Annotated in this window: 23 protein-coding genes; 13 read left to right on the forward strand and 10 right to left on the reverse strand. The window is 67.6% G+C overall.

Going from position 1 to position 24,960, the window contains the following annotated elements; genetic code table 11:
- Positions 1–15 precede the first annotated feature (15 nt).
- From GTZ97_RS12215 to GTZ97_RS12245, 7 genes are all read left to right on the forward strand, one after another.
- Entirely contained in the window at positions 16–1,044 is a 1,029-nt protein-coding gene (locus tag GTZ97_RS12215) for a serine/threonine protein kinase (RefSeq protein ID WP_161650916.1), read from the forward strand.
- A 118-nt stretch (positions 1,045–1,162) separates the two neighbouring features.
- Positions 1,163–1,612, forward strand: coding sequence for a flagellar basal body-associated FliL family protein (locus tag GTZ97_RS17000; protein ID WP_161650917.1), 450 nt, complete (start codon positions 1,163–1,165; stop codon positions 1,610–1,612).
- Positions 1,613–1,679: 67 nt separating this feature from the next.
- Positions 1,680–3,317 (forward strand): sigma-54 interaction domain-containing protein, encoded by a 1,638-nt coding sequence (locus GTZ97_RS12225; RefSeq protein WP_161650918.1) that lies wholly within the window; start codon positions 1,680–1,682, stop codon positions 3,315–3,317.
- Between the two features lie 124 nt (positions 3,318–3,441).
- Positions 3,442–4,599 (forward strand): acyl-CoA dehydrogenase family protein, encoded by a 1,158-nt coding sequence (locus GTZ97_RS12230; protein WP_201748271.1) that lies wholly within the window; start codon positions 3,442–3,444, stop codon positions 4,597–4,599.
- 43 nt (positions 4,600–4,642) lie between these two features.
- Positions 4,643–5,989, forward strand: coding sequence for a CmpA/NrtA family ABC transporter substrate-binding protein (locus GTZ97_RS12235; RefSeq protein ID WP_161650920.1), 1,347 nt, complete (start codon positions 4,643–4,645; stop codon positions 5,987–5,989).
- A 65-nt stretch (positions 5,990–6,054) separates the two neighbouring features.
- On the forward strand, positions 6,055–6,597 hold the full coding sequence (locus GTZ97_RS12240; RefSeq protein WP_161650921.1) for an OsmC family protein: 543 nt from the start codon (positions 6,055–6,057) through the stop codon (positions 6,595–6,597).
- Between the two features lie 24 nt (positions 6,598–6,621).
- On the forward strand, positions 6,622–7,260 hold the full coding sequence (locus tag GTZ97_RS12245; RefSeq protein WP_161650922.1) for a class I SAM-dependent methyltransferase: 639 nt from the start codon (positions 6,622–6,624) through the stop codon (positions 7,258–7,260).
- 41 nt (positions 7,261–7,301) lie between these two features.
- Here GTZ97_RS12245 and GTZ97_RS12250 read toward each other — a convergent pair whose 3' ends face one another.
- The gene (locus GTZ97_RS12250) at positions 7,302–8,414 is read right to left on the reverse strand and encodes a metal-dependent hydrolase (protein WP_161650923.1); all 1,113 of its coding nucleotides are present in this window, start codon (positions 8,412–8,414) and stop codon (positions 7,302–7,304) included.
- Positions 8,415–8,521: 107 nt separating this feature from the next.
- Between GTZ97_RS12250 and GTZ97_RS12255 the strand changes: the two genes are divergently transcribed.
- Positions 8,522–9,139, forward strand: a complete 618-nt coding sequence (locus GTZ97_RS12255; RefSeq protein WP_330863606.1) for a histidine phosphatase family protein — start codon at positions 8,522–8,524, stop codon at positions 9,137–9,139.
- Positions 9,140–9,146: 7 nt separating this feature from the next.
- Here GTZ97_RS12255 and GTZ97_RS12260 read toward each other — a convergent pair whose 3' ends face one another.
- Positions 9,147–10,646, reverse strand: coding sequence for a cytochrome P450 (locus GTZ97_RS12260; protein ID WP_161650925.1), 1,500 nt, complete (start codon positions 10,644–10,646; stop codon positions 9,147–9,149).
- Positions 10,647–10,783: 137 nt separating this feature from the next.
- Here GTZ97_RS12260 and GTZ97_RS12265 point away from each other — a divergent pair, with 137 nt between their 5' ends.
- A complete protein-coding gene (locus GTZ97_RS12265) occupies positions 10,784–11,827 on the forward strand; it encodes an AraC family transcriptional regulator (RefSeq protein ID WP_161650926.1) in 1,044 nt (347 codons plus the stop codon).
- Between the two features lie 14 nt (positions 11,828–11,841).
- Here the strand turns inward: GTZ97_RS12265 and GTZ97_RS12270 are convergent, their stop codons facing one another.
- Both GTZ97_RS12270 and GTZ97_RS12275 read right to left on the reverse strand, forming a co-directional pair.
- Positions 11,842–12,684, reverse strand: a complete 843-nt coding sequence (locus GTZ97_RS12270) for a crotonase/enoyl-CoA hydratase family protein (RefSeq protein WP_201748272.1) — start codon at positions 12,682–12,684, stop codon at positions 11,842–11,844.
- Between the two features lie 29 nt (positions 12,685–12,713).
- The gene (locus tag GTZ97_RS12275; protein ID WP_161650927.1) at positions 12,714–14,735 is read right to left on the reverse strand and encodes an NADPH-dependent 2,4-dienoyl-CoA reductase; all 2,022 of its coding nucleotides are present in this window, start codon (positions 14,733–14,735) and stop codon (positions 12,714–12,716) included.
- A 132-nt stretch (positions 14,736–14,867) separates the two neighbouring features.
- Here GTZ97_RS12275 and GTZ97_RS12280 point away from each other — a divergent pair, with 132 nt between their 5' ends.
- The gene (locus GTZ97_RS12280) at positions 14,868–15,425 is read left to right on the forward strand and encodes a PadR family transcriptional regulator (protein WP_161650928.1); all 558 of its coding nucleotides are present in this window, start codon (positions 14,868–14,870) and stop codon (positions 15,423–15,425) included.
- Here the strand turns inward: GTZ97_RS12280 and GTZ97_RS12285 are convergent.
- Together GTZ97_RS12285 and GTZ97_RS17005 are read right to left on the reverse strand one after the other, a co-directional pair.
- Positions 15,413–16,648 carry a GGDEF domain-containing protein gene (locus GTZ97_RS12285; protein ID WP_161650929.1) on the reverse strand — a complete coding sequence of 412 codons (1,236 nt, stop codon included), beginning with the start codon at positions 16,646–16,648 and terminating at the stop codon, positions 15,413–15,415. The genes GTZ97_RS12280 and GTZ97_RS12285 overlap by 13 nt on opposite strands.
- On the reverse strand, positions 16,645–17,931 hold the full coding sequence (locus GTZ97_RS17005) for a GGDEF domain-containing protein (protein WP_161650930.1): 1,287 nt from the start codon (positions 17,929–17,931) through the stop codon (positions 16,645–16,647). The genes GTZ97_RS12285 and GTZ97_RS17005 overlap by 4 nt, the downstream gene beginning before the upstream one ends.
- Positions 17,932–18,075: 144 nt before the next feature.
- On the opposite strand from GTZ97_RS17005, the gene GTZ97_RS12295 reads away from it, so the two are divergent.
- The gene (locus GTZ97_RS12295) at positions 18,076–19,059 is read left to right on the forward strand and encodes a beta-ketoacyl-[acyl-carrier-protein] synthase family protein (RefSeq protein WP_161650931.1); all 984 of its coding nucleotides are present in this window, start codon (positions 18,076–18,078) and stop codon (positions 19,057–19,059) included.
- An 83-nt stretch (positions 19,060–19,142) separates the two neighbouring features.
- On the opposite strand, the gene GTZ97_RS12300 is transcribed toward GTZ97_RS12295, so the two are convergent.
- Positions 19,143–20,885, reverse strand: coding sequence for a flavin monoamine oxidase family protein (locus GTZ97_RS12300; RefSeq protein WP_330863608.1), 1,743 nt, complete (start codon positions 20,883–20,885; stop codon positions 19,143–19,145).
- On the opposite strand from GTZ97_RS12300, the gene GTZ97_RS12305 reads away from it, so the two are divergent.
- Positions 20,785–22,668, forward strand: coding sequence for a thiamine pyrophosphate-binding protein (locus tag GTZ97_RS12305; RefSeq protein WP_161650933.1), 1,884 nt, complete (start codon positions 20,785–20,787; stop codon positions 22,666–22,668). The genes GTZ97_RS12300 and GTZ97_RS12305 overlap by 101 nt on opposite strands.
- On the opposite strand, the gene GTZ97_RS12310 is transcribed toward GTZ97_RS12305, so the two are convergent.
- Entirely contained in the window at positions 22,617–23,381 is a 765-nt protein-coding gene (locus GTZ97_RS12310; RefSeq protein WP_161650934.1) for a hypothetical protein, read from the reverse strand. The genes GTZ97_RS12305 and GTZ97_RS12310 overlap by 52 nt on opposite strands.
- Entirely contained in the window at positions 23,378–24,277 is a 900-nt protein-coding gene (locus GTZ97_RS12315; protein ID WP_161650935.1) for a hypothetical protein, read from the reverse strand. The genes GTZ97_RS12310 and GTZ97_RS12315 overlap by 4 nt, the downstream gene beginning before the upstream one ends.
- Positions 24,278–24,370: 93 nt before the next feature.
- On the opposite strand from GTZ97_RS12315, the gene GTZ97_RS12320 reads away from it, so the two are divergent.
- The gene (locus GTZ97_RS12320; RefSeq protein WP_161650936.1) at positions 24,371–24,607 is read left to right on the forward strand and encodes an oxidoreductase-like domain-containing protein; all 237 of its coding nucleotides are present in this window, start codon (positions 24,371–24,373) and stop codon (positions 24,605–24,607) included.
- Between the two features lie 39 nt (positions 24,608–24,646).
- Here the strand turns inward: GTZ97_RS12320 and GTZ97_RS12325 are convergent.
- Positions 24,647–24,960 (reverse strand): hypothetical protein (locus tag GTZ97_RS12325; protein WP_201748273.1); only part of this gene is annotated, 314 nt, incomplete at its 5' end.

Here is a 24,960-nt window from a genome sequence, read left to right on the forward strand (position 1 = left end):
GGGCTAAGATGCGGCATGTCCGCATCCGCCCCATACGCCGACCTCACGCCCGACGCCGTGCTCGACACGCTCGAGGTGCTGGGCCTGCGGCCCGACGGGCGCCTCATGGCGCTCAATTCATATGAGAACCGCGTCTTCCAGGTCGGGCTGGAGGACGACACCTTTGTGGTGGCCAAGTTCTACCGACCTGGGCGATGGCAGGACGCGCAGATTCTTGAAGAACATGATTTTGCGCACGCACTGCAGGCGGCCGAAGTGCCGATGGTGCCCCCCCTGCCTTTGCAGTGCGCGCATCCCGAGGCACGCGTGCTCGGGGCGCAAAACACGCTCGGATGCTGGCGGGGCCACCGGGTCTCGGTGTCGCCACGGCGCGGCGGTCGCCCGGCCGAACTCGATGACCCCGACGTGTTGCGCTGGCTAGGCCGCTTTCTGGCGCGTCTGCATCTTGTCGGTGCGCAGGCACCGTTCTCACATCGTCTGACACTCGACACCCCCCGCTATGGCGGCGCCGCGCGCGACTGGTTGGCCACCGACGACACCGCCTTGCCACCCACGCAACGACAGCACTGGCTGCAGGCGGCCGATGCAGCCCTGGCGCTGGCAGCAGCCACTTTTGCCCGCTTGCCGGACATGCGCCTCGTGCGCCTACACGGCGACATGCACCCAGGCAACCTGCTGTGGACGGCTGAAGGACCGCATTTTGTCGACCTGGACGACGCCTGCATGGGCCCGGCCGTTCAGGACCTGTGGATGTTGCTCAGCGGCGATGCCGAGGAACGACGTCCGCAGCTGGACGCGCTGATGGACGGCTACGAAAGCATGGCCGAGTTCGACTGGCGCACGCTGGCGCTGATCGAACCGCTGCGCACGCTGCGCATGATCCACCACAGCGCCTGGCTGGCCCGCCGCTGGAACGATCCGGCCTTTCCGGCCGCCTTTCCTTGGTTCGGCACGGAAGCCTATTGGTCGGAACAGGTGGCGCTGTTGTGGCAACAGGTGGAACTGATGACGACGCAGCAGGCCCAGCCTTGGCTTCTGGGTTGACCTCCACGTACCCGCCCTGGGCGTGAAGGATTGCATGATGGGGGGACTTTGCCATGCCGCCGCCGGCCTGCCGACGCGTTATGTTCCACCCGATTACAGTTCTTCAGGAGTTTGGGGCGTGGCAACACAGCAGATGGGCCGCAGTGTCAGTGATCGGGGCGTGGTGTTCGGGCTGGTGGGGCTGGTGCTCGCCTTGCTCTTGGCAGTGTGGGGCTACACCGCGGCGACAGGCCAGGGCGACCGCAGCCGCCCAAAGCCGGTGTGGTTCGGTGTCAGCAAAGTGATGTCACAGCTCGCGGATGGGCGCCTGGCCCAGATCCAAATCAAGGTTCAACTGCGCCCCGGCGACGACCCGATGGACCTCGCCGCCCATGAGCCGGCTTTCAAGAACCTGGTACAGACCATCTCTGCCGAACTCACCCAGGCCGATGTGGCTGGGCCGCAAGGTCTGCAGGCGTTGGCAGAGGACATGACCGATGCGTTCAATGCCTACCTGCATGAACGCGGTCGCGACGAACGGGTCCGCCGCGTGCTCTTCGAAGAGATGATGCTGCTGCCCGAACGCTGAGCCGGGCCAGCCGCGCGCCACGCCTGCCCCGGCCTGGCGTGGCATGCATGCTGCTTGCACCCGCGGCATGCCGACCCACCCGTCTGACGAATCCCTCGCCGAACACGAACAGCTGCTGCTGCGCCAGAGCATCCGCCTGCTGAGCCAGGGGGCCGAACCCGGCGTGGCCGTGCGTGAAATGCTGCACCTGCTGTCCGAACTGGTCGGGCTCAACCGTGGACGGGTGGTGCTGCCAGACCCGGACACCGGGCTGCTCTGCATCCGCCACGCCTACGGCCTCACCCGGGACGAGGTGGCGCGCGGCCGTTACCGGCTCGGTGAGGGCATCACCGGCCAGGTGATGCAGACAGGCGAGACGCTCATCGTCCAGGACATCGACCACGAGCCCCGCTACCTTGCCCGCGCGGTCGCGCGCAGCACGCTGCCTGAAGGCACGGTGTCCTACATTGCGCTGCCCATTCGGGTCGAGCAACGCGTCATGGGGGTGCTGGGTGTCCACCGCATCCGCTCACGCCGGCGGGCCCTCGGTGACGACCTGCAGCTGCTGCGCACGCTGGCCGAGTTGATGGGCCAGGTCTTTCGCATCCACCAACTGATCGAGGAGCGCACCGCCTCGCTGGCCGCCGAGAACCGCGAGCTGCGCGCGGCCCTGCAGGAGCAGGCCACGCCCGCCACCGCCTGGGGCATCGTGGGAGAGGCCCCGGCCCTGATGACCGCGTTGCGCCAGCTGGAGCAGGTCGCCCACAGCGACGCCACCGTCATGCTGCTGGGTGAATCGGGCACCGGCAAGGAGCTTTTTGCGCGCGCGCTGCATTTGCACAGCCGGCGCCGCGACCAGCCCTTCGTGAAGGTCAACTGCGCCGCCATCCCGGAATCGCTGTTCGAGGCCGAGCTCTTCGGCCATGAAAAAGGCGCCTTCACCGGCGCCACGACACAACGCATCGGCCGCTTCGAACAGGCCCATGGTGGCACCCTCTTCCTCGACGAGATCGGCGATCTGCCGCCGGCGGTGCAGGTCAAGCTGCTGCGCGTGCTGCAGGAACGGGTGATCGAGCGGCTGGGCAGCCACCAGGAGCGGCCCGTGGACGTTCGTGTGGTGGCAGCCACGCACCGCGACCTGATGGCGCTGGTTCAGGCCGGCCGTTTCCGGCTCGACCTGTTCTACCGGCTCAATGTCATCCCCATCCGGCTGCCGGCCTTGCGCGAGCGCCGCGGCGACATCAAGCTGCTGCTACAGCATTTCCTGTCGCAGTTGAACCAGCGCCATCAGCGCAATGTCCTGCTCACGCCGCAGGCGCTCAGCCGGTTGGTCGCCCATCCATGGCCTGGCAACATCCGCCAGCTGTTCAATGTGGTGGAGCGGCTGGTGCTGCTCAGCCACGAAGATCGCATAGATCTGGCCACCGCCGACTGGGTGCTGCGTGACGAGGCCACGCACGCCCCCGCAGACGAGCCGCCCACCGTCGCGGGCGGGGCCCCGCTCCGCCTGGGGCGCGGCCCGCGCGCGCCGTCTGTGGTGCGCCCGTACGAGCATGTGCGCGCAGACGAGCGCGACACCCTCCGCCAAGCCCTGCAAGCCCACGCAGGCAACAAATCGCGCACGGCGCAAGCGCTCGGGCTCACGCTGCGCCAACTGAACTACCGGCTGCAGCTGCTGGGTCTGGACGGCAAGGCTGCCTCACCCCGGCGGACAGACAAAGTGTAGACAAATTGTCAACAATTTGCGCAGATGCGGCGACAGCCAATTTGCACAAACCCTTGATTCAAAAGGACTTTTTCATTGGCACAGCCCTTGCGGTGACACCCCGCATCACCCGATGGAGATGCCCATGAACGCCGTGCTGCAAGCCACCCCAGCCAACCCCTGCGACCATCCGAGCGACATCGACCAGGTCATCAGCACATTGCTCCGCCCCCAGGTGGCGGCCATCGATGCCCAGGCCCAGTACCCCGAGGACGTGATGCGTGCACTCGGCCGCGCTGGCGCCTTTCGTGGCGCAGGCGCCGCGGACCATGGCGGCAACGGCCTGGGCCTGCCCCATGTCATCGACACCATGACGGCCGTCTCGCGCGAATGCGTCTCGACAGGCTTTCTGGTGTGGTGCCAGACGGCGTGCGCACGCTACATCGACCAGTCCAGCAACACCGCACTCAAGGCCCGTGTGCTGCCCCGCGTGCTCAGCGGCGAACAGCTGGTGGGCACCGGGCTGTCGAACACGATCAAGTCGTACGACCAGATCGAGTCGTATCGCCTCTCGGCGCGCCGCGTCGAAGGGGGCTACGAGATCAACGGCGTGCTGCCGTGGGTTTCCAACCTGGGCGCCGACCACCTCTTTGCCACCGGCTGCCCGGTGGTGAACGCGCAGGCCGGCGAAGGGCCGGTGTTTGTGCTCGTCGACTGCGCGCAACCCGGCTTCCGGCTGGTTGAATGCGCCCACTTCATGGCGCTGGATGGCACACGCACCATGGCCTGCCACTTCAAGGACGTCTTCATTGCGGACGACATGGTGCTGGCTCACCCGGCCGAGTCATGCGCCTACGTCCGCCGCATCAAGCCAGGAATGATTCTGGGCCAGATGGGCATGGGGCTGGGCCTGGCCGAGGCCTGCCTTGCGCTGATGCGCGACGCCAACCGCACCCATGGCCACGTCAACCGCTACCTCGACGATCAGGTCGACGACCTCGCCCCGCTGCTTGCCGAAGCGCAAGCGCGCACGCAGGCCCTCGCCGCCGCGCTGCATGCGGATCCGATGGCCGATGTGGTGCTGCCCGTCCTGCAGACGCGGCTGGCCGGCGGCGAGCTGGCCATGCGCAGCGCGCACGCCGCCTTGCTGCACCTTGGCGCCAAGGGCTATCTGATGCGCAGCCCCGCACAGCGTCGGCTGCGCGAAGCCTACTTCGTCGGCATCGTCACTCCGGCTACCAAGCACCTGCGCAAGGAGATTGCGCGGCTGAGCGCTGCGCAGACCGACACCCAGCCGGCCTGACGCCCCATCCCTGTCTCCATCCAACCGCAACCGAAAGGCGCCCATGTCACTGCAAGACCCCTTCGACCCGCGCAGCCAGCTCCACCACGGCTGCAGTTGTGGCCATCACGCCAGCCAAGCCGACCATGATCTGGCGGCCGAAGAACAGCTCAACCAGCGGGTGATTCAGTCCACGGTGATGCGGGCGCTGTTTCCGAAAGATGCCGAGCGACGGCGTTTTCTGTCGGCGGTGGGCGTGCAGACCGCCTGGGCGGCCATCGCCTCGGTCATTCCCTTTGCCAGCCTCGAAGCGATGGCCCAGGAACGGGGCAGTCTGGAAAAGACTGACCTCAAGATCGGATTCATCCCCATCACCTGCGCCAGCCCGCTGATCATGGCCGAACCGCTGGGCTTTTACCGCAAGGAAGGGCTGAATGTCAGCGTCATGAAGACCGCTGGCTGGGCCCTGATCCGCGACAAGGTGCTCAACAAGGAATATGACGCCTCGCACATGCTCGCGCCCATGCCGCTGGCCATGTCGATGGGCCTGGGATCGACCGCCCAGGAAACCAATGTCATGACAATTCAGAACGTGAACGGTCAGGCCATCGTGTTGGCCAACAAGCACAAGACCAACCGCGACCCAAAAAACTGGAAGGGCTTCAAGTTCGCCATTCCCTTCGAGTACTCCATCCATAACCTGCTGCTGCGCTACTACCTGGCCGAGCATGGCCTCGACCCGGACCGCGACGTGCAGCTGCGCGTCGTGCCGCCGCCCGAGATGGTGGCCAACCTGCGCGCAGGCAACATCGACGGCTTTCTTGGCCCCGACCCGATCAACCAGCGGGTTGTGTACGACGAGATCGGCTTCATCCACATCCTGTCGCGCGAGATCTGGAACGGCCACCCCTGCTGCTCGTTTGCCATTCCGAACACCTTCATCCGCGAGAACCCCAACACCTTTGCTGCGCTGTACCGCGCCATCCTGAAGTCGGCCGCCATGGCGCGCGACCCCAAGAACCGGCCCATCATGGCCGAGGTGCTCTCGCCGGCCAAATACCTCAACCAGCCACGTGCCGTGCTCGAGCAGGTGCTGACCGGCCGCTTCGCCGATGGACTGGGCAATGTGCGTAACGAGCCCGGCCGGGTCGACTACGACCCCTTCCCCTGGTACTCGATGGCGTATTGGATCCTCAGCCAGCTCAAGCGCTGGGGCTACGTCAAAGGCGAGGTGCGCTACAAGGACATCGCCGAGCGCGTCTACCTGCTGACCGATGCGCGCAAGCACATGGCCGCACTGGACATGAACCCACCCAAAGAAAACAGCCGCAAGTTCAAGGTCATGGGCAAGGAGTTCGATCCCGCCCGCGCCGACGCCTACGTCGACAGCTTCGCCATCCGGCGCACCTGAACCGCCACACCTTCGCATCCCCACGCTTTCTGCTTCACTCTCAGCCCCCAACCAAGGACACCGACATGAGCACCGACACCGTCACCACCTACCTGCGCCCCATTGACCGCGATGGCCTGCTGAAGTTTGCCGAAGCCGGCCGCGAGAACCCGGAACGCAAGGGCACCAACAAGGTCAAGACCGTGATGCAGGGCCAGTTCCGTTCGTGGAGCTTTGTCGGCATCCACAACCCCGTGGTGGTCGATGAGCCGCTCCACCTGTTTGGCGAGAACACGGCCCCGGCCCCGGGCGAGATCGTCTTGTCGGCGCTGGGCGGCTGCCTGGGCGTGGGCATCACGGCCGTGGCCACGCTGCGCCAGGTCAAGCTGTCCAAGCTCGAGATCCATCTGGAGGCCGACATCGGCAACACCGCCGCCTGGGGCGCCGGTGGCGCCGAACGCGAGCCCCACCAGATGGGCTTTCAGGCCATCCGCGTGAAAGTGGCCATCGAGGGTGAGGCCTCACGCGAAGAGCTCAACGACATCGTCCAGCGGGCCAACCACTTCTCGCCCGTGGCCAACTCGATGCGCAATCCCATCCCGTTCGAGATCGGGCTGCTGGACGCCTGACGTCCGGCACGTCACATGCGCCCCATGCAGCCGCAACACACGCCCCCTGCCCGCGACCACTGGGAACAGGTCTACCGCACCAAGGCGCCCGATGGCGTGAGCTGGTATGCGCCCCATGCCACTGTGTCGCTGGCCTTGATGCACCAGGCGGGGCTGGGGCCCGCCTCGGCGGTGATCGACGTCGGCGGTGGGGCGTCCACGCTGGTGGATGATTTGCTGGCCGAGGGGGTGGGTGCGCTCACCGTGCTTGACCTGTCCGAAGCCGCGCTCGCGGTTTCCCAGGCACGCCTGGGGCCCCGCGCGGAGGGGGTGCAGTGGCTGGCCGCCGACATCACCGATGTGGCCCTGCCTGCGCAGGCGTATGACATCTGGCATGACCGCGCCGTCTTCCACTTCATGACCGCGCCGCCAGCCCGCAACGCCTACCTTCGTGCCTTGCGAGCGGCGCTGCGCTCCGGCGGCCATGTGGTGATTGCCACCTTTGCCGAAGACGGCCCCGAACGCTGCAGCGGCCTGCCGGTGACCCGCTACAGCGTGCCGGCGCTGGCGGCCACCCTGGGCGACGACTTCACGCTGCTGGCCCATCAGCGCGCGCTGCACCCCACCCCATTCGGCACCGAGCAGGCCTTCAACCACGCGCTGTTTCGCTACCAGCCGGACTGACCCTCCATCGCCGCATCAGAGGGAAACATCAGGGCGAGATATCAGGGCAAGGCGACCGGCTCGCGGATGCCTGCCGCGAGCCGAAAGACCTGCGCGGCGGCGCGCGCCACGTCGTCGCCTTTCAGGCAGATGCCGTACTGAAACGGCGCCGCCTCGCGCCCCGGGAAGCCGAAGCGCAGGTCGCGAAACCAGGCGCAGCGCTGCACGCTGCCGTCGGCCACGCGCTGCACCTCGGCGTGTGTGAGCGCCGGCACCTCCGCGAACCAGCGATAGAACGCGAACTCGGGCCGCGCCCATGCGGCCCGAACCCAGGCGGCATCGCCGGCGTCGCCCCACTGGGGCAGGGCCTGCCAGCGCGCTTGCGCCACCGGCAGGTAGGGGGCCGACAATCGGGTGAGGAAGCCGGCATCCGGCGGTGCGTGCAGGGGCTCGGTGCGGCGTGTGTTCACATGGGCCAACTCGTACTGGCCCGCGCGCTGCACAGCCACCGTCCAGTTGAAAGGCGATGCGGGGCGGGGCATGACCACCACGGTGGCATCGGTCCACCCCAGAGCCTGGGCACGGGCCAGGCCCACCTCGCGCGCTTCCTGCTGCCCCACCCAGGTCACGCCCACCCACGCCACCGTCAGGCCCAGCCCCAAGGCAGCCGGCCAGCGCCGGCGAGGCAGCCACGCCGCCACCAACAGGCCCGCGACCAGGGTGCCGCTGACGACCAGGTCGATGATGAACACCGAGCCCAGACCGTAACGCGTGTTCGACCACGGCGCGAGCAGCATCGTGCCGAACTGCGTGATCCAGTCACCGGCCACATGGATCAGGACGCCGCCCAACGCCACGACGTAAAAGCGCCGCCAGGCCCCCGGCTGTCCGCGCGTTGTCGCAAAGCCCCAGGCCATCAGCCAGGCGACCAGAGCCGCCCATGCCGGTGCCAGCAGCAGCGAGTGCGTGATGCCACGGTGATGCAGCAGATAGGCCACATCGCCCCACCAACGGGCCACCACGTCCACATCCGGAAAGGCCCCGGCGACAGCACCCACGGTGACCACCTGCCAGAGGACCGGTCGGCCGGGCGCAGACACGGAAGCGGCGGCAGGCCGCGTGTGGATCAACCGCGCCAGCAACGCGCCAGACAAGGCATGGGTCAAGGTGTCCATGCCGCCAAGCATACGGCCCGGCGGATGCCCCCGCCGGCCACCGGCCTGATGGGGTCAAAACGGCGTCACGCATGCATGCCGCTGGCGAGCGGCGGCACAGTATGGCCATGCTCCGACGCCGCATCTTGCTGGACACGCTGACGGCCCTGCCGGCGCTCGCCTGGGCGCGCGCCGCGCCGGCTGGCCTGGTCACGGCGGATGGTGCCCTGCACCCGGCATGGGCGGACGACGTGGCGCCGGGTCGCGGTGTCGTGATCCTGATGCGCCACGCCACAGCCCCTGGCACCTTCGATCCCCCCGGCTTCCGGCTGGGAGACTGCGGCACCCAGCGCAACCTCAGTGAGACCGGCCGCGAGGAGGCGCGCGCCATCGGGCGCTGGTTCGCGACCCAGGGCATCGCGGTGCGGCGGGTGCGCAGCAGCCCGTGGTGCCGCTGCATGGACACGGCCTCGCTGGCATTCGGGCAAAGCGAGGCCTGGCCCCCGCTGGGCTCCCCGATCCACCTGAGCCCTCAGGCCCGTGTCAGCGCCCTGCAGGCCTTGCGCGACGCGCTGGAGGCGGCCACGGCAGCGGGTGGCGTGGAAGTCTGGGTGAGCCACATGTTCGTCCAGGCGGACCTGACCGGGCAGCACACAGGATCGGGCGAGGGCCTGGTGCTGCGCGCCGCCTCGGATTCCGCCGGCTCAGCGCCTGTTGTCATCGCGCGGCTACAGCGTCACCGCTGAGGATCGCTCACGCCTGGCCCGTGCGTGGTTGCAGGCGCAGGCGCAGGCCCAGGGGCACCATGGTCAGCGCCATGTGCTCCGGCGGGGGCAGGCCATCGGGCGTGTCCACGCCCAGAATGTCAAAGTGACGCAGCAGCATGGCCGCCGCCAGCTTGATCTCCAACAGCGCCAGGAAACGGCCCGGGCAGATGCGGGGGCCGCCGCCGAACGGCATGGACACCCGTTTGGCCTGAGCCGGCGCCAGCGCCTGACCCTCCGGCAGCCAGCGCTCGGGCCGGAACGCCGCCGCCTCGGGAAAGATGTCATCGCGCAGGGAGTCATGCCGCATGAGCAGCAAGACCGGTGTGCGTGCCCGGATGGCCACATCGCCCACCACCGTGTCGCGCAGCGCCTCCACCACATTGAACGGCCCCACCGGCTTGAGCCGCATGCTCTCGTGGATGCAGGCCTCCAGCCAGTCGAGCTGGGCCAGGTCGTCTGGCGTCCAGTCGGACATTGCGCCGCGCGGCCCCAGCACGGTATCGACCTCTTCGCGCGCCCGACGCAAGGCGGCCGGATGGCGCCACAGCAGGTCCAGCATCCACGACAGGCTGGTGGCCGTGGTGTCTTCGCCGGCCAGCAGCATGGTGAAGACATTGCCGGCCACATCGTCGTCGGTCATCCCACTGCCTGGCTCGTCGGCCGCCACCAGCATGGCTTCCAGCAGATTGGGCGGCGCGGCTCGGCGTACGGGATCGACCAACCGCGCGCGCGCCTCGGCGATGAAGCGGTGGATCGCGGCATTCACGGCCTTGACGCTGTCGTCCAGCGCGCGGTCAGCGGGCAGCTTGACCACCTGCCAGTAGGGCAACACCGCGTGGGCGCGTCGCCAGATGGCTGGAAAGATCTTGTCCAGATGCTGCTGGATCACGTCGCCATCGTGGCTCAGTGTGTTGACTTCGCTGCCGAAGGCCAGGCCGGCCACCGCGTCGACCGTGAAGCGCATCAGATCGGCCTGCAGGTCGATCGGCTCGCCGCCAGCGGCCTGGGCTGCGGCAGCCTTGTCCCACCGTGCCTGCAGCCCATGCGCCACCCGCAGCAACGCGGGAAAATACGCCCGCACCTGCTGCGGCGCAAAGCTGGCCATCACCATGCGCCGCTGGCGCGCCCACGTCTCCCCCTCGGCCATGAACACGCCATCGTGGATGCCCATCTCGCGCATGATGGCCTGCATGCGCGATGGCCGCCGGAAGGTGTCGGGGCGCTCGCGCAGCAAGCGGCCGATCAGATCGGCATCGCTCACCACCAGCAGCCTGAAGCCGCCCAGGCGCACCCGGAACAGCGGGCCGTATTGCTCGGCCCAGGCCGCCAGGTCCTGGTGCATGCGGTGCAGCCTCACTTGCAGGCTGTTGCCCACCAGGGGCCAGCCGCGCGGCCCGGGCAACTCGCGAAGACGCCTCAGCCCCGGCGAGGCGGGGGAGGCAGGTGACAGCGACGATGCGCGAGCGGTAGGGGCTGCATGTTCCATGCAGGCATGCTGCACGGGCCAGGGCTGGCCGTCATTGACACGCGACGCCAGCACGTTGCCCGTGCATGCCAGCGCCCAGCTTGCACACGAACCGCGCGCCCCCCGCCCACGCGGCAACATGCCCTACCATCGCCACCGTGAACACCCCTGCCGTTTCCCTGGGATTCGCCGCCAGCTACGCCCGACTGGTGGTCGACCATGTGCGCGCGCGCGACCTGCCCCATCAGCCTGTGCTGGCTGCCCTTGGCCTGAGTGAAGCGGATCTGGCGGGCGACCTCGCGGGCCACTGGGTGCCGGCCACCCGCCTGTGCGACGCGCTGCACGCGGCCACCGCGGTGTGCAACGACCCGCACACCGCCTTGCAGATTGCCCAGGACGTGCGCCCTGCCAACATGGGCCCGCTGGGCTATACGCTGATCAGTTGCACCGGCTTCGAGGACGGTCTGGCATTGTTCGAACGGCTTCAGACGCTGGTGTGCACCCAACTGCGCGCCGTGCACCAACTCAAGGGCGATCGCATCGTCAGCCGGCTCGAAACGCTCGGCGAGGTGCCGCGCGACACCCTGCTGTGGACCTTCACGATGGCCTCGCGCCTGGCGTTTGCGCGCTGGGTGGCCGGCAGGCAACTCGTGCCCGATGCCGTGTGGCTGCCCTGCCCCGCCCCGAGCGATGCCGCGCCGCTGCGCGCCTGGTATGGCTGTCCGGTTCACTTTGATGCACCCCACGCCAGCGAACAGGGGCCGGCGGCTTGGCTGGCGCTGCCCAACCCGCATGCCGATGCCCAACTGCACAGGCTGATGAGCGCCATGACCGACCAGCAATGGTCGCGCCTGGCGCAGGATGGTCACCGACTGGGTGCCGTGTTGCGCCAGCACATTGCGGCGCGGCTGCAGGCGGGCTGCGTGCCGCTGCTCGAAGACCTTGCGCCCGACCTGGAAGCCGACCTGGGCTGCTCGCTGCGTCAGCTGCAACGCCGCCTGGCCGAGCACCGACTCAGCTTCAAGGATCTGGTCGAACAGGTGCGGCGCGAACAGGTCCTGCACGAGCTGCGCCACACCAGCCTGCCACTGGCTGAGGTGGCCGCCCGCGCGGCCTATGCCGAGCCCAGCTCCATGCACCGCGCCGTGCGGCGCTGGACGGGCCTGACGCCCCTGGCGGTGCGCCAGGGGGCCGTGGGCTGATCAGGCTGTGATGATCAGTCCTTGAACTCGGGCGTCTGCTTGCTCATGTTGGCCATCATGGCCGTCATCAGGTCGCCTGACATCAGCATGGCCGCGTTCCAGGTGGCGATGTAGTTCAGCCCATCGGCCACCGAGTGGTCGCGGGTGTAGTTCAACATCTCCTTGGTGCCGCGGATGGACAGCGGCGACTTGGCCGCCACCAGCTCGGCCAGTTCACGCACGCCGGCATACAACGCCTCACGGCTGTCAAACACCTGGTTGACCAGACCGATGCGCTGAGCCTCGTCGGCCAGCACCTTGCGACCCGTGAAGGCCATCTCGCGCACGATGCCCTGGTTGCCGATCAGCTTGGGCAAGCGCTGCAGCGTGCCCACGTCGGCCACCATGCCGATGTCGATCTCCTTGATGGTGAAGTAGGCATCGGCCGAGCAATAGCGCATGTCGGTGCAGCTGATGAGGTCCACCCCGCCGCCCACACAGCCACCGTGGATGGCGGCCAGCACAGGCTTGCGGCAGCGCTCGATGCTGCTCAAGGTGTCTTGCAGCTCCAGCACCAGCTGGCGCAGCTTTTCACGGCTGCGGCCATCGCAGTCGTCCTTGATCTGGGCCTGCAAGCCCATCATCATCTGCAGGTCAATGCCCGAGGTGAAGTGCTTGCCTTCGCCCTGCAGCACCACCACGCGGGCTTCGGGCGTGCGGTCGGCCCACTGCATCGCACTGCGGATGTCCTGCCACATCGCCCAATTCATGGCGTTGGCCTTGTCCGGGCGGTTCAGCGTGACCGTGGCCACCTTGCCAGCCAGGTCGATCTTCAGCGTCTCCAGCTGCGGAATGTTCGTGTCAGCAACGGTACTCATGGTGTCTCCTGAATGGGTGGGGGTCACCATCACAGCGCGGCAGCCACTTCGGTGCCTTGCTTGATGGCGCGCTTGGCGTCCAGCTCGGCGGCCACATCGGCACCACCGATCAAGGTCACCTTCATACCCGCCGCTTCCAGGCCAGCCTGCAGCTCGCGGAAAGGCTCCTGACCGGCGCACAACACCACGTTGTCCACGGGCAGCACCACGTCCTTGCCCGCCACGGTGATGTGCAGGCCCGCATCGTCGATCTTGTTGTACGTGGCGCCGGCGATCATCTCCACGTTGCGGTTCTTCAGCGACGTGCGGTGGATCCAGCCAGTGGTCTTGCCCAGGCCATCGCCCACCTTGCTGGTCTTGCGCTGCAGCAGGTAGATCTGACGCGGGGGCTTAGGCAGGTGCGGCGCCTTGATACCACCACGCTCGGTGTAGTCCGAATCAATGCCCCACTCTTCGTTGAACTTGGCCAGGTTCAGCGAGGGGCTCTCGCCTTCGTGGGTCAGGTACTCCGACACGTCAAAGCCAATGCCACCTGCGCCAATCACGGCCACGGTCTTGCCCACGGGCTTCTTGTCGCGCAGCACGTCCAGGTAGCTCAGCACCTTGGGATGGTCCACGCCCTCGATGGCGGGCGTGCGGGGCGTCACACCGGTGGCCAGGATGACCTCGTCAAAGCCCTGCTTGATCAGGTCATCGGCGGTCACCCGCGTGTTGAAGCGCGTGGTCACCCCCGTGGCCTTCAACTCGTTGCGGAAGTAGCGCAGCGTCTCGTAAAACTCTTCCTTGCCCGGGATCTGCTTGGCGATGTTGAACTGTCCGCCCACATCGTCGGCCGCATCGAACAGGGTCACGTCATGGCCCCGCGTGGCGGCGGTGGTGGCCGCGGCCAGACCGGCCGGGCCGGCACCCACGATCGCCACGCGCTTCTTCGCGGTGGCCGGTTCGATCTTCAAAATGGTTTCATGGCAGGCGCGCGGGTTCACCAGGCACGAGGTGATCTTGCCGCTGAAGGTGTGATCCAGACAGGCCTGGTTGCAGCCGATGCAGGTGTTGATGCGGTCGGCCTGGCCAGCGGCGGCCTTGTTGACAAAGTCCGGGTCGGCCAGCAGCGGGCGGGCCATGGACACCATGTCGGCCTGACCGGAGGCCAGGATCTGCTCACCCACCTCAGGCGTGTTGATGCGGTTGGTCGTGATCAGCGGGATCTTGACCTGGCCCTTCATCTTTTGCGTCACCCAGGCGAAGGCCGCGCGCGGCACGCTGGTGGCGATGGTGGGGATGCGGGCCTCGTGCCAGCCGATGCCGGTGTTGATCATCGTGGCGCCCACGGCCTCGACGGCCTGGCCCAACTGCACCACCTCCTCAAAGCTGGAGCCACCTTCCACCAGGTCCAGCATGGACAGGCGGTAGATGATGATGAAGTTCGGGCCCACGCGCTCACGCACTCGCTTGACGATCTCGACCGGGAAGCGCATGCGGTTCTCGTACGAACCACCCCACTCGTCGGTACGCTGGTTGGTGCGGGCTGCGATGAACTCGTTGATCAGGTAGCCTTCCGAGCCCATGATCTCCACGCCGTCATAGCCGGCCTTCTGGGCCATGGCCGCGCAGTGGGCATAGTCTTCCACCGTCTGCCACACCTCTTCAGTCGTCAACTCACGCGGGGGCATGGGGGCGATCGGTGCCTTGATCGGGCTGGGGCCCACCAGGCCAGGGTGATAGGCGTAACGGCCAAAATGCAGGATCTGCATGGCGATCTTGCCGCCGGCGGCGTGCACGGCATCCGTCACCACCTTGTGCTGGGCGGCCTCTTCTTCGGTGGCCATGCGCGCACCGCCCGGGTAGGGCCGGCCTGCATCGTTGGGGGCGATGCCACCCGTCACCATCAACGCCACGCCACCCCGGGCCCGTTCGGCATAAAACGCAGCCATGCGCTCGAAGCCGTTGGGGGCCTCTTCCAGGCCCACGTGCATCGAGCCCATCAGGACGCGGTTGCGCAGCGTGGTGAAGCCCAGATCCAGGGGTTGCAGCAGGTGGGGATAGGCGCTCATCGTGTGTCTCGCTCGGTGATGTGGAACAGATACGGGTCGCATCGCTATGCAACCAGTTGCATGAATCTAGCGCAAGCGGCAGAGCTATGCAACTGGTTGCATATTTGAACGCATTCCGTTTAGACTGCGGTCATGTCCCTGGCTCACGCACTGATGACGTCGCTGCTGGAGCGCGCGTCCTCTGGATACGACCTCGCCCGGCGGTTCGACAAATCGATCGGCTTTTTCTGGCACGCCACCCATCAGCAAATCTACCGAGAGCTGGCGCGGATGGAAAAGGCCGGCTGGATCGCGTCGGAGACCGCACCAGACGGGGGCCGAACCCGCAAGAAGCTCTACCGTGTGCTGCCGGCCGGTCAGGACGAACTGGTGCGCTGGGCACAAGAGCCTGCCCCGATGCTGGAGCTGCGCGATGAACTGATGGTGCGCCTGCGGGCCGACGCGGTGATCGGGCCCCTGGGGCTGGACACCGAAATCGAACGCCGCATGGGCCTGCACGCCACCCGCCTGAAGGTGTATCAGGCGATTGAGGCGCGCGACTTCCCGCCGGGTGGCGAATTCGGCCGCGAGGCCCGGCTGCAGCACCTCATCCTCAAGACCGGCATCATGTACGAGGCCGGTTGGCTTGGCTGGTGCAAGGAAGCCCTGGCCGTGTTGCGCGAGCCTGCGCTCATCGATCACCCCGCCTGACCGACGCTGCCTGGCGCGGCCCGCCAGGTATTGCGCCCACCTTGCTTGGCCTGGTACAGCGCACCATCGGCCATGGCCAGCAAGCGCTCGAGCGCCATCGCGTCGCCATCGGCCACCATGCTCGCCACGCCCACGCTGATCGTCACGCGCTGACACGGTGCGGCCTCGTGGCGCAGGGCCAGACCGTACACCCCCGCGCGCAGCGCTTCGGCCAGCTCCTGCGCGCGCCGGACGTCCACCCCCGGCAGCACCACCATGAACTCCTCGCCACCCCAGCGGGCCACCACGCCCGAAGCAGGGCTCACCGCGCGCTGCAGCGACTGGGCCACATGGCGCAGGCACTGATCGCCTGCAGGGTGGCCATGACGGTCGTTGAACAACTTGAAGTGGTCGACATCGATCAGCAGCACGCTGACTGCGCGTCCCGTCACAGCCCATTGCTGCTGAAGGTAGGCATCGAGATGGCGCCGGTTCGGCACCCCGGTCAGGGGATCGCGTCGGGCCTGCGCATCCAATTCGCGCTGCGACGCCTCAAGCCGCGCCCGGGCAGCGGCCGCCCGTTCCGTGCGCACGAAGCGCCGGCGCTCTTCGAGCTCGATCCGATAGTTCACCACCAGCGTGTAGGCCCCGATGCTGAAGACGAAGAGAAAGATCGGCAGATCCAGAAACCGATATGGGCTGGCCGGATCGACATACCAAACACTGCTGACCACATACAGCACCAACAGCAGCAACACGAAGATCACGGCCTCCCGAAAGCGAAACCGCTGCACCAGGTTGCCATAGACGATGATGGGCACCAGGCCCGCCCGATAAAGCGGCGCCACATCGCTGCTCGACTGGCCGAGGATGTAGATCAGGCTGTAGGCAGCCACCAGCCCGCTGAACACAACAGCGACCTCGGTCACCCAGGGGGGCAGCGCCAACATCGTCGCCCGCCCCAGGCTGGCAATCAGCAACATGCCCAATGCAAACGGCGTGAAGTACAGCAGCCGTACCCGCACGGCCTCTTCAAACACGTCCGGCGCCATCAGGTGGTCTGATATGAGGAACAGGTTGTAAACAAGCAAGGCCACCGCGCCACTGCGCACGAAGTGGCTGAGGCGGGCCTCGCGGCAGGCTGAGATGAAGCGCTGCTCCTGCTCGTGCGGGAAGGCCAGACGCGGCGGGCGCCAGGTCCAACCAGCACGGGGGTCGACGGCACCGTGCACCTGCTCGTTCATGCTGCCTCCTGACGTACCTGCCCGTTGGAGACCCGGTTGCGGCCAGCCTCTTTGGCACGGTAGAGCGCCAAGTCTGCCGCCTGCAGCAAGGCCGCCGCCTCCGGGTGTACGTCAGACTGAGCCGATGCCAAACCCACGCTCACTGTCACCACCTGGAAGGGCGACGCGCCGTGTGGCAGGCCCAACTGACGCACGGCCTCACAGATGCGTGCCGCAGCCGCATGCACGGCTTGCGCGTCCGCGTCGGTCATCACCACGGCGAACTCCTCTCCACCGAGGCGGGCCACCAGATCCCCGGTGCGCCGCAGGCAGCCTTGAATCGCCTGAGCCACGGCAATCAGGCAGCGATCGCCCGCCTGGTGCCCGTGGTGGTCGTTGTAGCGTTTGAACCAGTCGATGTCGACCATGATGAGGCCCAGCGGCAGCCCCTGCGCCTGGCTGCGCATCCAGGCTGCCCCGAGGAAGTCGTCAAACGCACGCCGGTTCGCCACCCCGGTCAGCGGATCGGTCGTGGCCACACGGGCGAGCCGGTCATTGGCCTCCTGCAGCTGGGCCTGCAAGGCGCGTTCGCGCTGGTCCAGCAGATAAGCCATCCGCTCATCATGCTCCAGCTTGTAACTGGCAGACAGGGCAAACAGCACCGTGGTGCCCAGCAACACCGACGTGCTGGCAGCCAGGATGCCGGTCGGGTCAGGCATCAACCAGGTTCCCAGGCCATGCACGAAGCCGACAAAGGCGCACATGCTGAGCGCGGGCCAGAAGCGCGCAAAGGCGCAGGTGAACACGACCACGATGTTCAGCTCGACGATGCGCGAGTACGCCCAGGGCGACGCGCTTCGCGACAGCACGAACACCATCAAGGCGGCCGCAATCATCCCCGCCAGCCCGACCAGACGCTCCAGCACCATCGGATGGCGCACCCGGTGCACCCAGGCCAGCCCAAAGCCAATGATTCCAGGGAACACGATCAGCCGCACCCACCACGACACCGTCCACACCACATCGTCGGTAAGCAACAGATCGGGAACGAGCAGGGCTGCAAAGAAACCCACCGCCAGGGCACCGAAGGCGGTGATCATCCAGCGCCGACGTGCCTCGCCGGCCTGCTGAAAGCGCCACTCCAGCGCGTCGGGAAAGCGCAGCCAGATATTGCGCTTGACCAGGCAACGCTCCACCAGCTCGGCGTGGCTTGCCGGTTCGCCTGATGAGACCGATGCTGCCATGTCGACCACCACCTTCACCCCCATCACGTCGTCCCGTCCACCCCTGCGGCCTTCGGACACGCGCCCTTGGTCCGCATCTTGGGCAGCGCGGCGCAAAATCCACCTGGGGTTTACGCTTGCGTCATCTTCCCGCCCCACGCTGCAATGCGCAATCCTCACGGGATTGCCCCCCACAATCAAGGGCCCATCCACATTCTGAAAACCATGCCGCACACCATCCGCCCGGCCCTGCTGGCCACCGGCTCTGCGCTGCCCGCCCTGGTGCGCACCAACGACGACCCCGTCTTTGCCTGGCTTCGCGAGCACACGCCGCCGGATTCCGACCTCTTCCGCGGCCTGTCACAACGTCGCGTGCTGCAGGCACCCGAAACGCTGGAAGACCTGCTGACGCAGTCCTGCGCGCAGGCGCTGCGACGGGGGGGTGTGGCGTTGGACGAAGTGGATCTGCTGGTGGGTTCCGCCTCGGTCAGTCCCTGGGTCGCACCGAATGCGCTGGCGGTGGTGCATCAGCGGTTGGGCCTGGGGCGCCACTGCCGCGTGCTGCCACTGAACTCGGACTACACGCCCTACCTCGACGGCTTGCGCGTGGCGCAGGACATGGTCCGTTGCGGCACGGTGCGCCACGCGCTGGTGGCCTGCGGCAACAACTGGACCGCCCATGTGGACTACCATGAGCCCGTCGCGCTGGCGGCGGGCGACGGCGCGGGTGCCGCGCTGGTGGGTCCTGCGCGCCAGAACGGCCAGTGGGAGCTGATCGACTGGGCCAACGACACGCAGACCCAGTGGTATGGCGCCTTCAGGATGGCGGCCCGCCCCTTGGCCGGTGGCGGCTGGACCACCCCGCTGATGAAGCTCGACGACCAACTCGGCCACCAGGCCTTCACCGAGTACGGCCTGAAGGTGCCTCCGCAGGTGGTGCTGAGCCTGCTGACGCGGCATGGTCTGTCCGCCAGCGAGGTCACGCTGTTCACCCACCAGACATCCGAAGTCGTGCAGCAGGCGTGGGAGCAGGCCATCGCCCCAGCCCGCTACCCCCACACACTCAAGGCGTATGGCGACATGGTCTCCAGCTCCGTGGCCGTGAACCTGGACCACTTCTGGAGCGAGATCCGCACCCCGCACCTCGTGCTGATGGGGGTGGGCATGGAGATGCATGCCACGGCGCTGCTGCTGACGCGGCGCCATTAGACAGCGCCATTAGACAGCGCCACCGAGACAGCGCCACTGAGACAGCGCCAATGAGACGCCGGCTCAGCGCGGCCCGCCCCCGCTCAGCCGCCATCCGCCAGGCTGGAGCCCGCATCAGGGGGCGCCATCCCCCAGCAGCGCTGCAGCATGTCCTCCGCCGTCTGCAGCGCGCCCTCGACCCAGCCTTGCGCGTGCGAGTAGGCCTCGCCGCACACATACACAGGCAGACCCGGTCGCGGTTGCACGATCGCGCGCGACACGGCCTGGCTGTCCACCCCCACGGGCCAGAAGTTGGCCCCGCCACCGAACGGGTCGTCACCCCAGTCGCGATAGGCCGCGGCATACGGCTGCCACGCGGGGCGGTCTTCTAGGCCGTGCATGAGCATGAGCTGCCGGTGCGCCTCGGCCACCATCCGCGCGGGTGCCGGGTGTTGTGCCCATTCCTGCGCAGGGTCGTTGCCATGCTCGTTGGCGTACGGCGTGCTGCCCTGCCTCAACCCGGCCCAGTAGTCCAGATCCAGCCCATCGTTGTAGATGAGGATCACACCCGGGCCATTCGACTCGCCCACCGGCCAGTAGTAGCACTGCCTGATCGGCAGATCCGTGACCGACTGCCCCTGCCGGATGCCCAACGTCTCCCACCACCGCTCGCGGTAGCACAGCGCCAGTTTGAACAGCGGGATCGGCGTGACCGAGCGCACCAGCGCATGCACAGCAGGCTGCTCGCGCCCCAACAAGGCCCCGCGCTGCGCCAGCAGCTCGATGGCGCGTCGCGGCATGGCAAGCACGGCCTTGCGCGCCAGCACGGTCTGCAACTGCCCTGCATGCTCGACGACCAGGCGCACACCGATGGACCCGTCCGGCAGCGTGGCAGCATCTACCTCACGCACCGTGTGCCCAAAGCGCACCTCGCCGCCTGCCGCCGTGTACACCCGGTGCAAGGCCTTGGGCAGCGACTCGTAGCCATCGACCAGCCGGTGGTACTGAACATCGGCGCCGTAGTCCCCGATGTTCCATGGAAAGCCATCGGCAGCATTCCAGGTGAAGAAGATGCTGTCGTAGCCACTGGTGTCCTCGGCAAACTGGAAGACCTCGTGCGACACCATGCGGTTGTAGACGTAGCGCATGGGCAGCTCGCGCACGGGCACGCCGTCCAGCCGACCCTCGCGGGCCACGGCGTCCCAGTCGACGGTTTTCAGGTCCACGTGGTCGCGGTGCAGCACCTGGCTCAGGTAACGGGTGGCCGCCAAGGCCGTGAAACCGATGTCAAAGCCAGCCAGATCTGACTCAGGTATGGCGTAGGGCACGCGCTCGGGCCACTGCAGGTCGGCGCTGCGCAGATGGCGCCCACGCAGGTAAGCGACGTTCTCGGGCTCGGCCACCATGAAGGGCTCGGTCGCCAGCCCCAACTGGGCCACCAGATTTGCCACGGCCGTCTGGGTGCTGATGTAGCGCATGCCACCCAGTTCCACCCGGGCCTGCGGCAAGCCCGGCGGGGCCACCGAGAGCAGCCGCCCGCCAACCCGGTCGCTCATTTCGAAGACAGTGACCCGACTGCCCCGCCCTTGCGGGCTGCGCAACCAGCGCCACCCACTGTACAAACCGGAGACGCCTGCCCCCACAATGGCCACATCCAACACCGGATGCATGCCTGTGTCATGTGTCTGACCCACCATCGTCCGTCCTCCCGTCGGTTCCGGCCCATTGTCCGTCAAGCGAGACCTCATGCCCCACGTCCGTTCTGCAAGACCTGCCCCGTCCCGGAAGGCCGTCACGGCCCACGATGCCGCCACCTCGTCAGGCAGCCCGCCAGCCCCCAACCCCATGGCCGGCACGGTGGCCCAGGCCATGCTGTTGCGGCTCAAAGCCGAGGGCGTGCGCCATGTGTTCGGCATCCCGGGCGGCGCGGCCGTGTGGCTCATGAACGCACTGCGCCACGACCCGGACATGCGCTACATCATCTGTCGCCATGAAAGCGGTGCGGCCTACATCGCAGACGGCCTGGCGCGCGTCAACGGCGGGCTGGGCGTCGTGCTGACGACATCCGGCCCCGGGGCCACCAATGCGCTGACGGGCGCCATGAATGCGCAAGCCAGCGGCGTGCCCTTGCTGGTGCTGACTGGCGAGGTGCCCGAGAAGTACTTCGGCCGAGGCTACCTTCAGGAAGGCGCGGATGCGCAACTCGATGTGCAGAACGTCTTCCAGAATGCCGTGGGCTACAGCGCGCTGATTTCCAGCCCTGACAACGCGGGTACGCTGCTACAACGCGCACTGACCGAGGCCCTCACCGTGCCCTGCCAGGCTGCGCACCTCAGCCTGCCCAACGACATTGGCGGCATGTGCGTGCCGCCAGGCAGCCGCGCATTCGAGCCGGCTGCACGCCCCACCGTGCGCAGCACCGACGAAGCCGGCGTACAGCAGGCGCTTGATGCGCTGCTGAACGCCCGCCGCCCGCTCATCCTGCTGGGCAATGGCGCCCGCCGCGCGCTGAACGACCCGGCGCGCCGCCAGGCCTTCGTGGCCTGGGTGGACCGCTTCGGCGTGCCCGTCATGACCACGCCCGACGCCAAAGGCATCTTTCCCGAAGGCCAGTTCTGGTCACTGCGCAATTACGGCATCTGCGCTTGCAACTGGCCCGCCCACTACATGCACCCCAGCGAGGGCGAACCCTTCGATGCGCTGCTGGTGCTCGGCTCGGCGCTGGGCGAGCTGGCCACCTCCGTGCAGACGAGCGCGCTGTACAGCCCCGCGTTGGCGCCCAGCCGTCACTTCATCCAGGTCGACCTCCAGCCGGGCATGATCGGCCGCAACTTCGCTGTGACCCAAGGCATCGTGGCCGAGGTGGGCGCCACGCTGGATGCGATGTTACGTCTCAGCGCGCGTCGCAAGCCGCGCGTGCGCGAGCGCGACGCCCGCGCCGCACTGATCCAGACCATCCGCGACACGGTCTCGCCCTGGCAATCCGCTGCCGACCGCACACGCCGCGCCGCCCCCACGCAACCCGCAGCCATGATGCACATCGTCAACGAGCTGATGCCGCGTGGCCACATCTTCATTGATGCCGGCAACTGCGTGGGCTGGGCGCTCCACCACCTCGTCATCGACGAGGGGCTGCATTGCCACGCCGCACTCGACATGGGTCCGATGGGCTTTGGCGTGGGCGCCGTCATCGGCGGGAAGATGGCCGCGCCCGATGAGCCCTGCCTGGCCATCGTGGGCGATGGCGCCTTCATGATGCACGGCGCCGAGGTGTCAACAGCAGCCGCTCATGGCGTCGGCGCCGTGTGGGTCGTGCTGGACGACAACGACCTGGCCATGGTGAGCCAGGGCATGGCCCAGTTGTTGCCGCCCGCCTCGCAGTGGGCCGACAGCTATGCGCTCGGGCGCCCCGACCTGGCTGCTTTTGCCAGCGGCCTGGGCGCCGAGGCCGTCACCGTCCGCCACGACCAGGGGGCGCCGGCCTTCCGCACCGCCTTGCGGGGTGCCCTCCAGCGCGCCAGACAGCAGTCACGGCCGCAGGTGGTGGTGGTGCAGATCGACCGCCGCGCGGCACCGCCTTACGGCTGGCCAACCTTGACGCCACCGGCCTGCTCGCCCGAGGCGCGCTGACGCACGAAGGCCAGATCGAAGGGCAAGCGCAAGCGGGCTTCCTCGATCACCAGCGGCAGCGGCGCCGTCTCGCCGACCAGCGAAAACGCCGTCTGGTGCGTCATGCGCCCGGCCAGCCGGTGGTCGATCCGTGGGCGCACCACCAAGGTCTCGTCAACGGGCAGGCTCAGACGCTGTGCCAGCTGCCCGCTGACCACGCCATCCAGCCGAACCGGCACATCGGCCCGGACGGGCACCTTCAGCTGAACCGGTACCGTGAACTGCACGGGCAGGCGCACGCTCAGCGTTGGCAGGAAACGGCCCAAGTCGACGCGCGCCTCCAGCTGCGTGCGCACCGGCAGGTCGTGGCGAATCTCCACGACCACATCGACCGGCAAGGTGGCCGCCAGATCGAGCTGGGCCACAAAGCTGTCGTTGACTTCGGCCTCCACCGTCTGGCGCAGCGGCACGCGCAAGACGGGCTGCAGGCGGATCCGGGTGTCCAAAGGCGTATGCACATCGGCCAGCGCCTGCGTCCCGGCAGGCAGGCGCAGTGACAACGGTTGCTGACGCAGGACCACGCGGCTCTCCCAGTGGCCGTAGCCATACCAGATGCCCCAGGCCACCAGCCCCACCCAGACCACCAGCAAGCCGATCGCCACGAGCACCAGGGCCGCGGGGCGGACCGGGCGGTTCCACCCCCTTGCCGGAAGCATGCGGGAACGGGCGCTCATGGCCGGGGCCCGGATGGCCCGCCAGGCTCGGGTGTGGGAGCCGATGCAGGGCCGGCCGATGACACCGGCGGGCGGGCGACATGGCGCGCCCACCATGCCGCGGCGGCGGTGCCGTCACGCGGCGCAAAGCTCACATCGCTGAACGGCACGGTGACATCCATCAGATCCAGCCCAGCCTGAACCCGCCGCTGCGGAAACGTCAGGGTCGCCTGCACGGGCGCCATCACGGGCACGGACAGCGACTCGCGAATGGGCACCTGGGTCTGGATCTCGGCCTGGACATGCGCCCGCAAAGGTTCGCGCAAGCGCACCGTGGCCTCTGTGTTCAACACCACCGGCACGGTATGGCGCACGGGAATCACCACATCGATGGGCACATCGGCCTTGACCGGAATGCGCCCCTTGACCGGCACCGTCATCGGGATGCCCATCACCCGCGTGGCGACCTGCCCGTCGACCTCGACGACCTGGTCCACCCGGATGCTCTGGCGCACTGGTACGTCCACCGCAATCGGGACGGCCGTGTCGATGCTCACCCGCACCGGCAGCGCCTGCGTGATCGGCAGCGTGAGTGTCTGGTCCACCGGCACCGTGACCGGCAGCACGGTGTCCACGGACACCTGCACACGCTGATTGACAGCCGCCTCGACCGCCAGCGTCTCCGGCAGGCGAACCAGGGCCTGCTGCTCGTGCAGCACCACCTGGGCGGCCATGTTGTGCCAGACCCACCACACAATGCCGGCGGCCGACGCGCTCATCAACACGAGCAGCAGCGCCGCGGTCAACACCAGCATCTTCCAGGTAACAGGGCGGCCGTACACCGCCAGCATGGCCTCGCCGGATGGCGCGACCGATGTTGGCTCGGGGGGCAGCGATTCGCGCACGGATGTGTTCACATGCTGACTATGCCATGCCCGGCCCGCGGTCCAGCACGGGCGTTAAGATGCCGCGCGCGAACATTCTGCGCGACAGGTTGAATCCCCGCCACCATGCCCGAGGCCGACTCTCTGCAGCACTGGCTGCACCACCCTCTCAGCAACCGCGAAGCCGCGCAAGCCGTCTTCGCGGCGTTGCAGGCGCTGGCGGCCGCCCAAGGCATCACCCTGCGCCCGCCACCACCGGAGCCCACGACCTGCTGTGGACGCGGCTGCAATGGCTGCGTCTGGGAGGGCTTTTTTGCGGCCGCAGCCTACTGGCGAGATGAGGCGGGGTTGATGCTGGGGTGACGGCCGGCGACCCGCCTGCGGTGGCCTGATGAGCATGATTCAAAAGTCGGTTTCGATGCGCTGGCCCGTCTTGGGGTGGATGTACCAGCCTCTGCGCATCACTTTTCCATTGAATATCTCTGCTTCCCGAAAATCACCGCCCGCAAAGCTGTGAACAGGCCCCACATACACCGCAGACCCCCACTGATCTCGTTTTTTGGGATCAAACCCCGGTCTTCGCTCAATGTCCCAGCCCAGCAGCACCCCTTCGCGATGCAGTCGGATCTTGATGCGCAAGCCACCTCCGCCTCGCCGCAACTCGTCTAGCAACTCGTCGGGAATCCGGTCGGCAACGGGAACCTCAACATCGAACA

The sequence above is a fragment of the Aquabacterium fontiphilum genome (assembly GCF_009909205.1).
In the GTDB taxonomy this organism is placed as follows: Bacteria; Pseudomonadota; Gammaproteobacteria; order Burkholderiales; family Burkholderiaceae_C; genus Aquabacterium; species Aquabacterium fontiphilum.

Bases quoted from the DNA above. Each gene is read 5' to 3' on its own strand.
- GTZ97_RS12275 (WP_161650927.1), bottom strand. From the start codon at position 14,735: ATGAGCGCCTATCCCCACCTGCTGCAACCCCTGGATCTGGGCTTCACC.
- GTZ97_RS12305 (WP_161650933.1), top strand. From the start codon at position 20,785: ATGCCCCACGTCCGTTCTGCAAGACCTGCCCCGTCCCGGAAGGCCGTC.
- GTZ97_RS12250 (WP_161650923.1), bottom strand. From the start codon at position 8,414: ATGGACACCTTGACCCATGCCTTGTCTGGCGCGTTGCTGGCGCGGTTG.
- GTZ97_RS12320 (WP_161650936.1), top strand. From the start codon at position 24,371: ATGCCCGAGGCCGACTCTCTGCAGCACTGGCTGCACCACCCTCTCAGC.
- GTZ97_RS12240 (WP_161650921.1), top strand. From the start codon at position 6,055: ATGAGCACCGACACCGTCACCACCTACCTGCGCCCCATTGACCGCGAT.
- GTZ97_RS12260 (WP_161650925.1), bottom strand. From the start codon at position 10,646: ATGGAACATGCAGCCCCTACCGCTCGCGCATCGTCGCTGTCACCTGCC.
- GTZ97_RS12300 (WP_330863608.1), bottom strand. From the start codon at position 20,885: ATGGGGTTGGGGGCTGGCGGGCTGCCTGACGAGGTGGCGGCATCGTGG.
- GTZ97_RS12245 (WP_161650922.1), top strand. From the start codon at position 6,622: ATGCAGCCGCAACACACGCCCCCTGCCCGCGACCACTGGGAACAGGTC.
- GTZ97_RS12295 (WP_161650931.1), top strand. From the start codon at position 18,076: ATGCCGCACACCATCCGCCCGGCCCTGCTGGCCACCGGCTCTGCGCTG.
- GTZ97_RS12215 (WP_161650916.1), top strand. From the start codon at position 16: ATGTCCGCATCCGCCCCATACGCCGACCTCACGCCCGACGCCGTGCTC.
- GTZ97_RS12310 (WP_161650934.1), bottom strand. From the start codon at position 23,381: ATGAGCGCCCGTTCCCGCATGCTTCCGGCAAGGGGGTGGAACCGCCCG.
- GTZ97_RS12270 (WP_201748272.1), bottom strand. From the start codon at position 12,684: ATGAGTACCGTTGCTGACACGAACATTCCGCAGCTGGAGACGCTGAAG.
- GTZ97_RS12280 (WP_161650928.1), top strand. From the start codon at position 14,868: ATGTCCCTGGCTCACGCACTGATGACGTCGCTGCTGGAGCGCGCGTCC.
- GTZ97_RS12235 (WP_161650920.1), top strand. From the start codon at position 4,643: ATGTCACTGCAAGACCCCTTCGACCCGCGCAGCCAGCTCCACCACGGC.
- GTZ97_RS12285 (WP_161650929.1), bottom strand. From the start codon at position 16,648: ATGAACGAGCAGGTGCACGGTGCCGTCGACCCCCGTGCTGGTTGGACC.
- GTZ97_RS12255 (WP_330863606.1), top strand. From the start codon at position 8,522: ATGCTCCGACGCCGCATCTTGCTGGACACGCTGACGGCCCTGCCGGCG.
- GTZ97_RS12225 (WP_161650918.1), top strand. From the start codon at position 1,680: ATGCCGACCCACCCGTCTGACGAATCCCTCGCCGAACACGAACAGCTG.
- GTZ97_RS12230 (WP_201748271.1), top strand. From the start codon at position 3,442: ATGAACGCCGTGCTGCAAGCCACCCCAGCCAACCCCTGCGACCATCCG.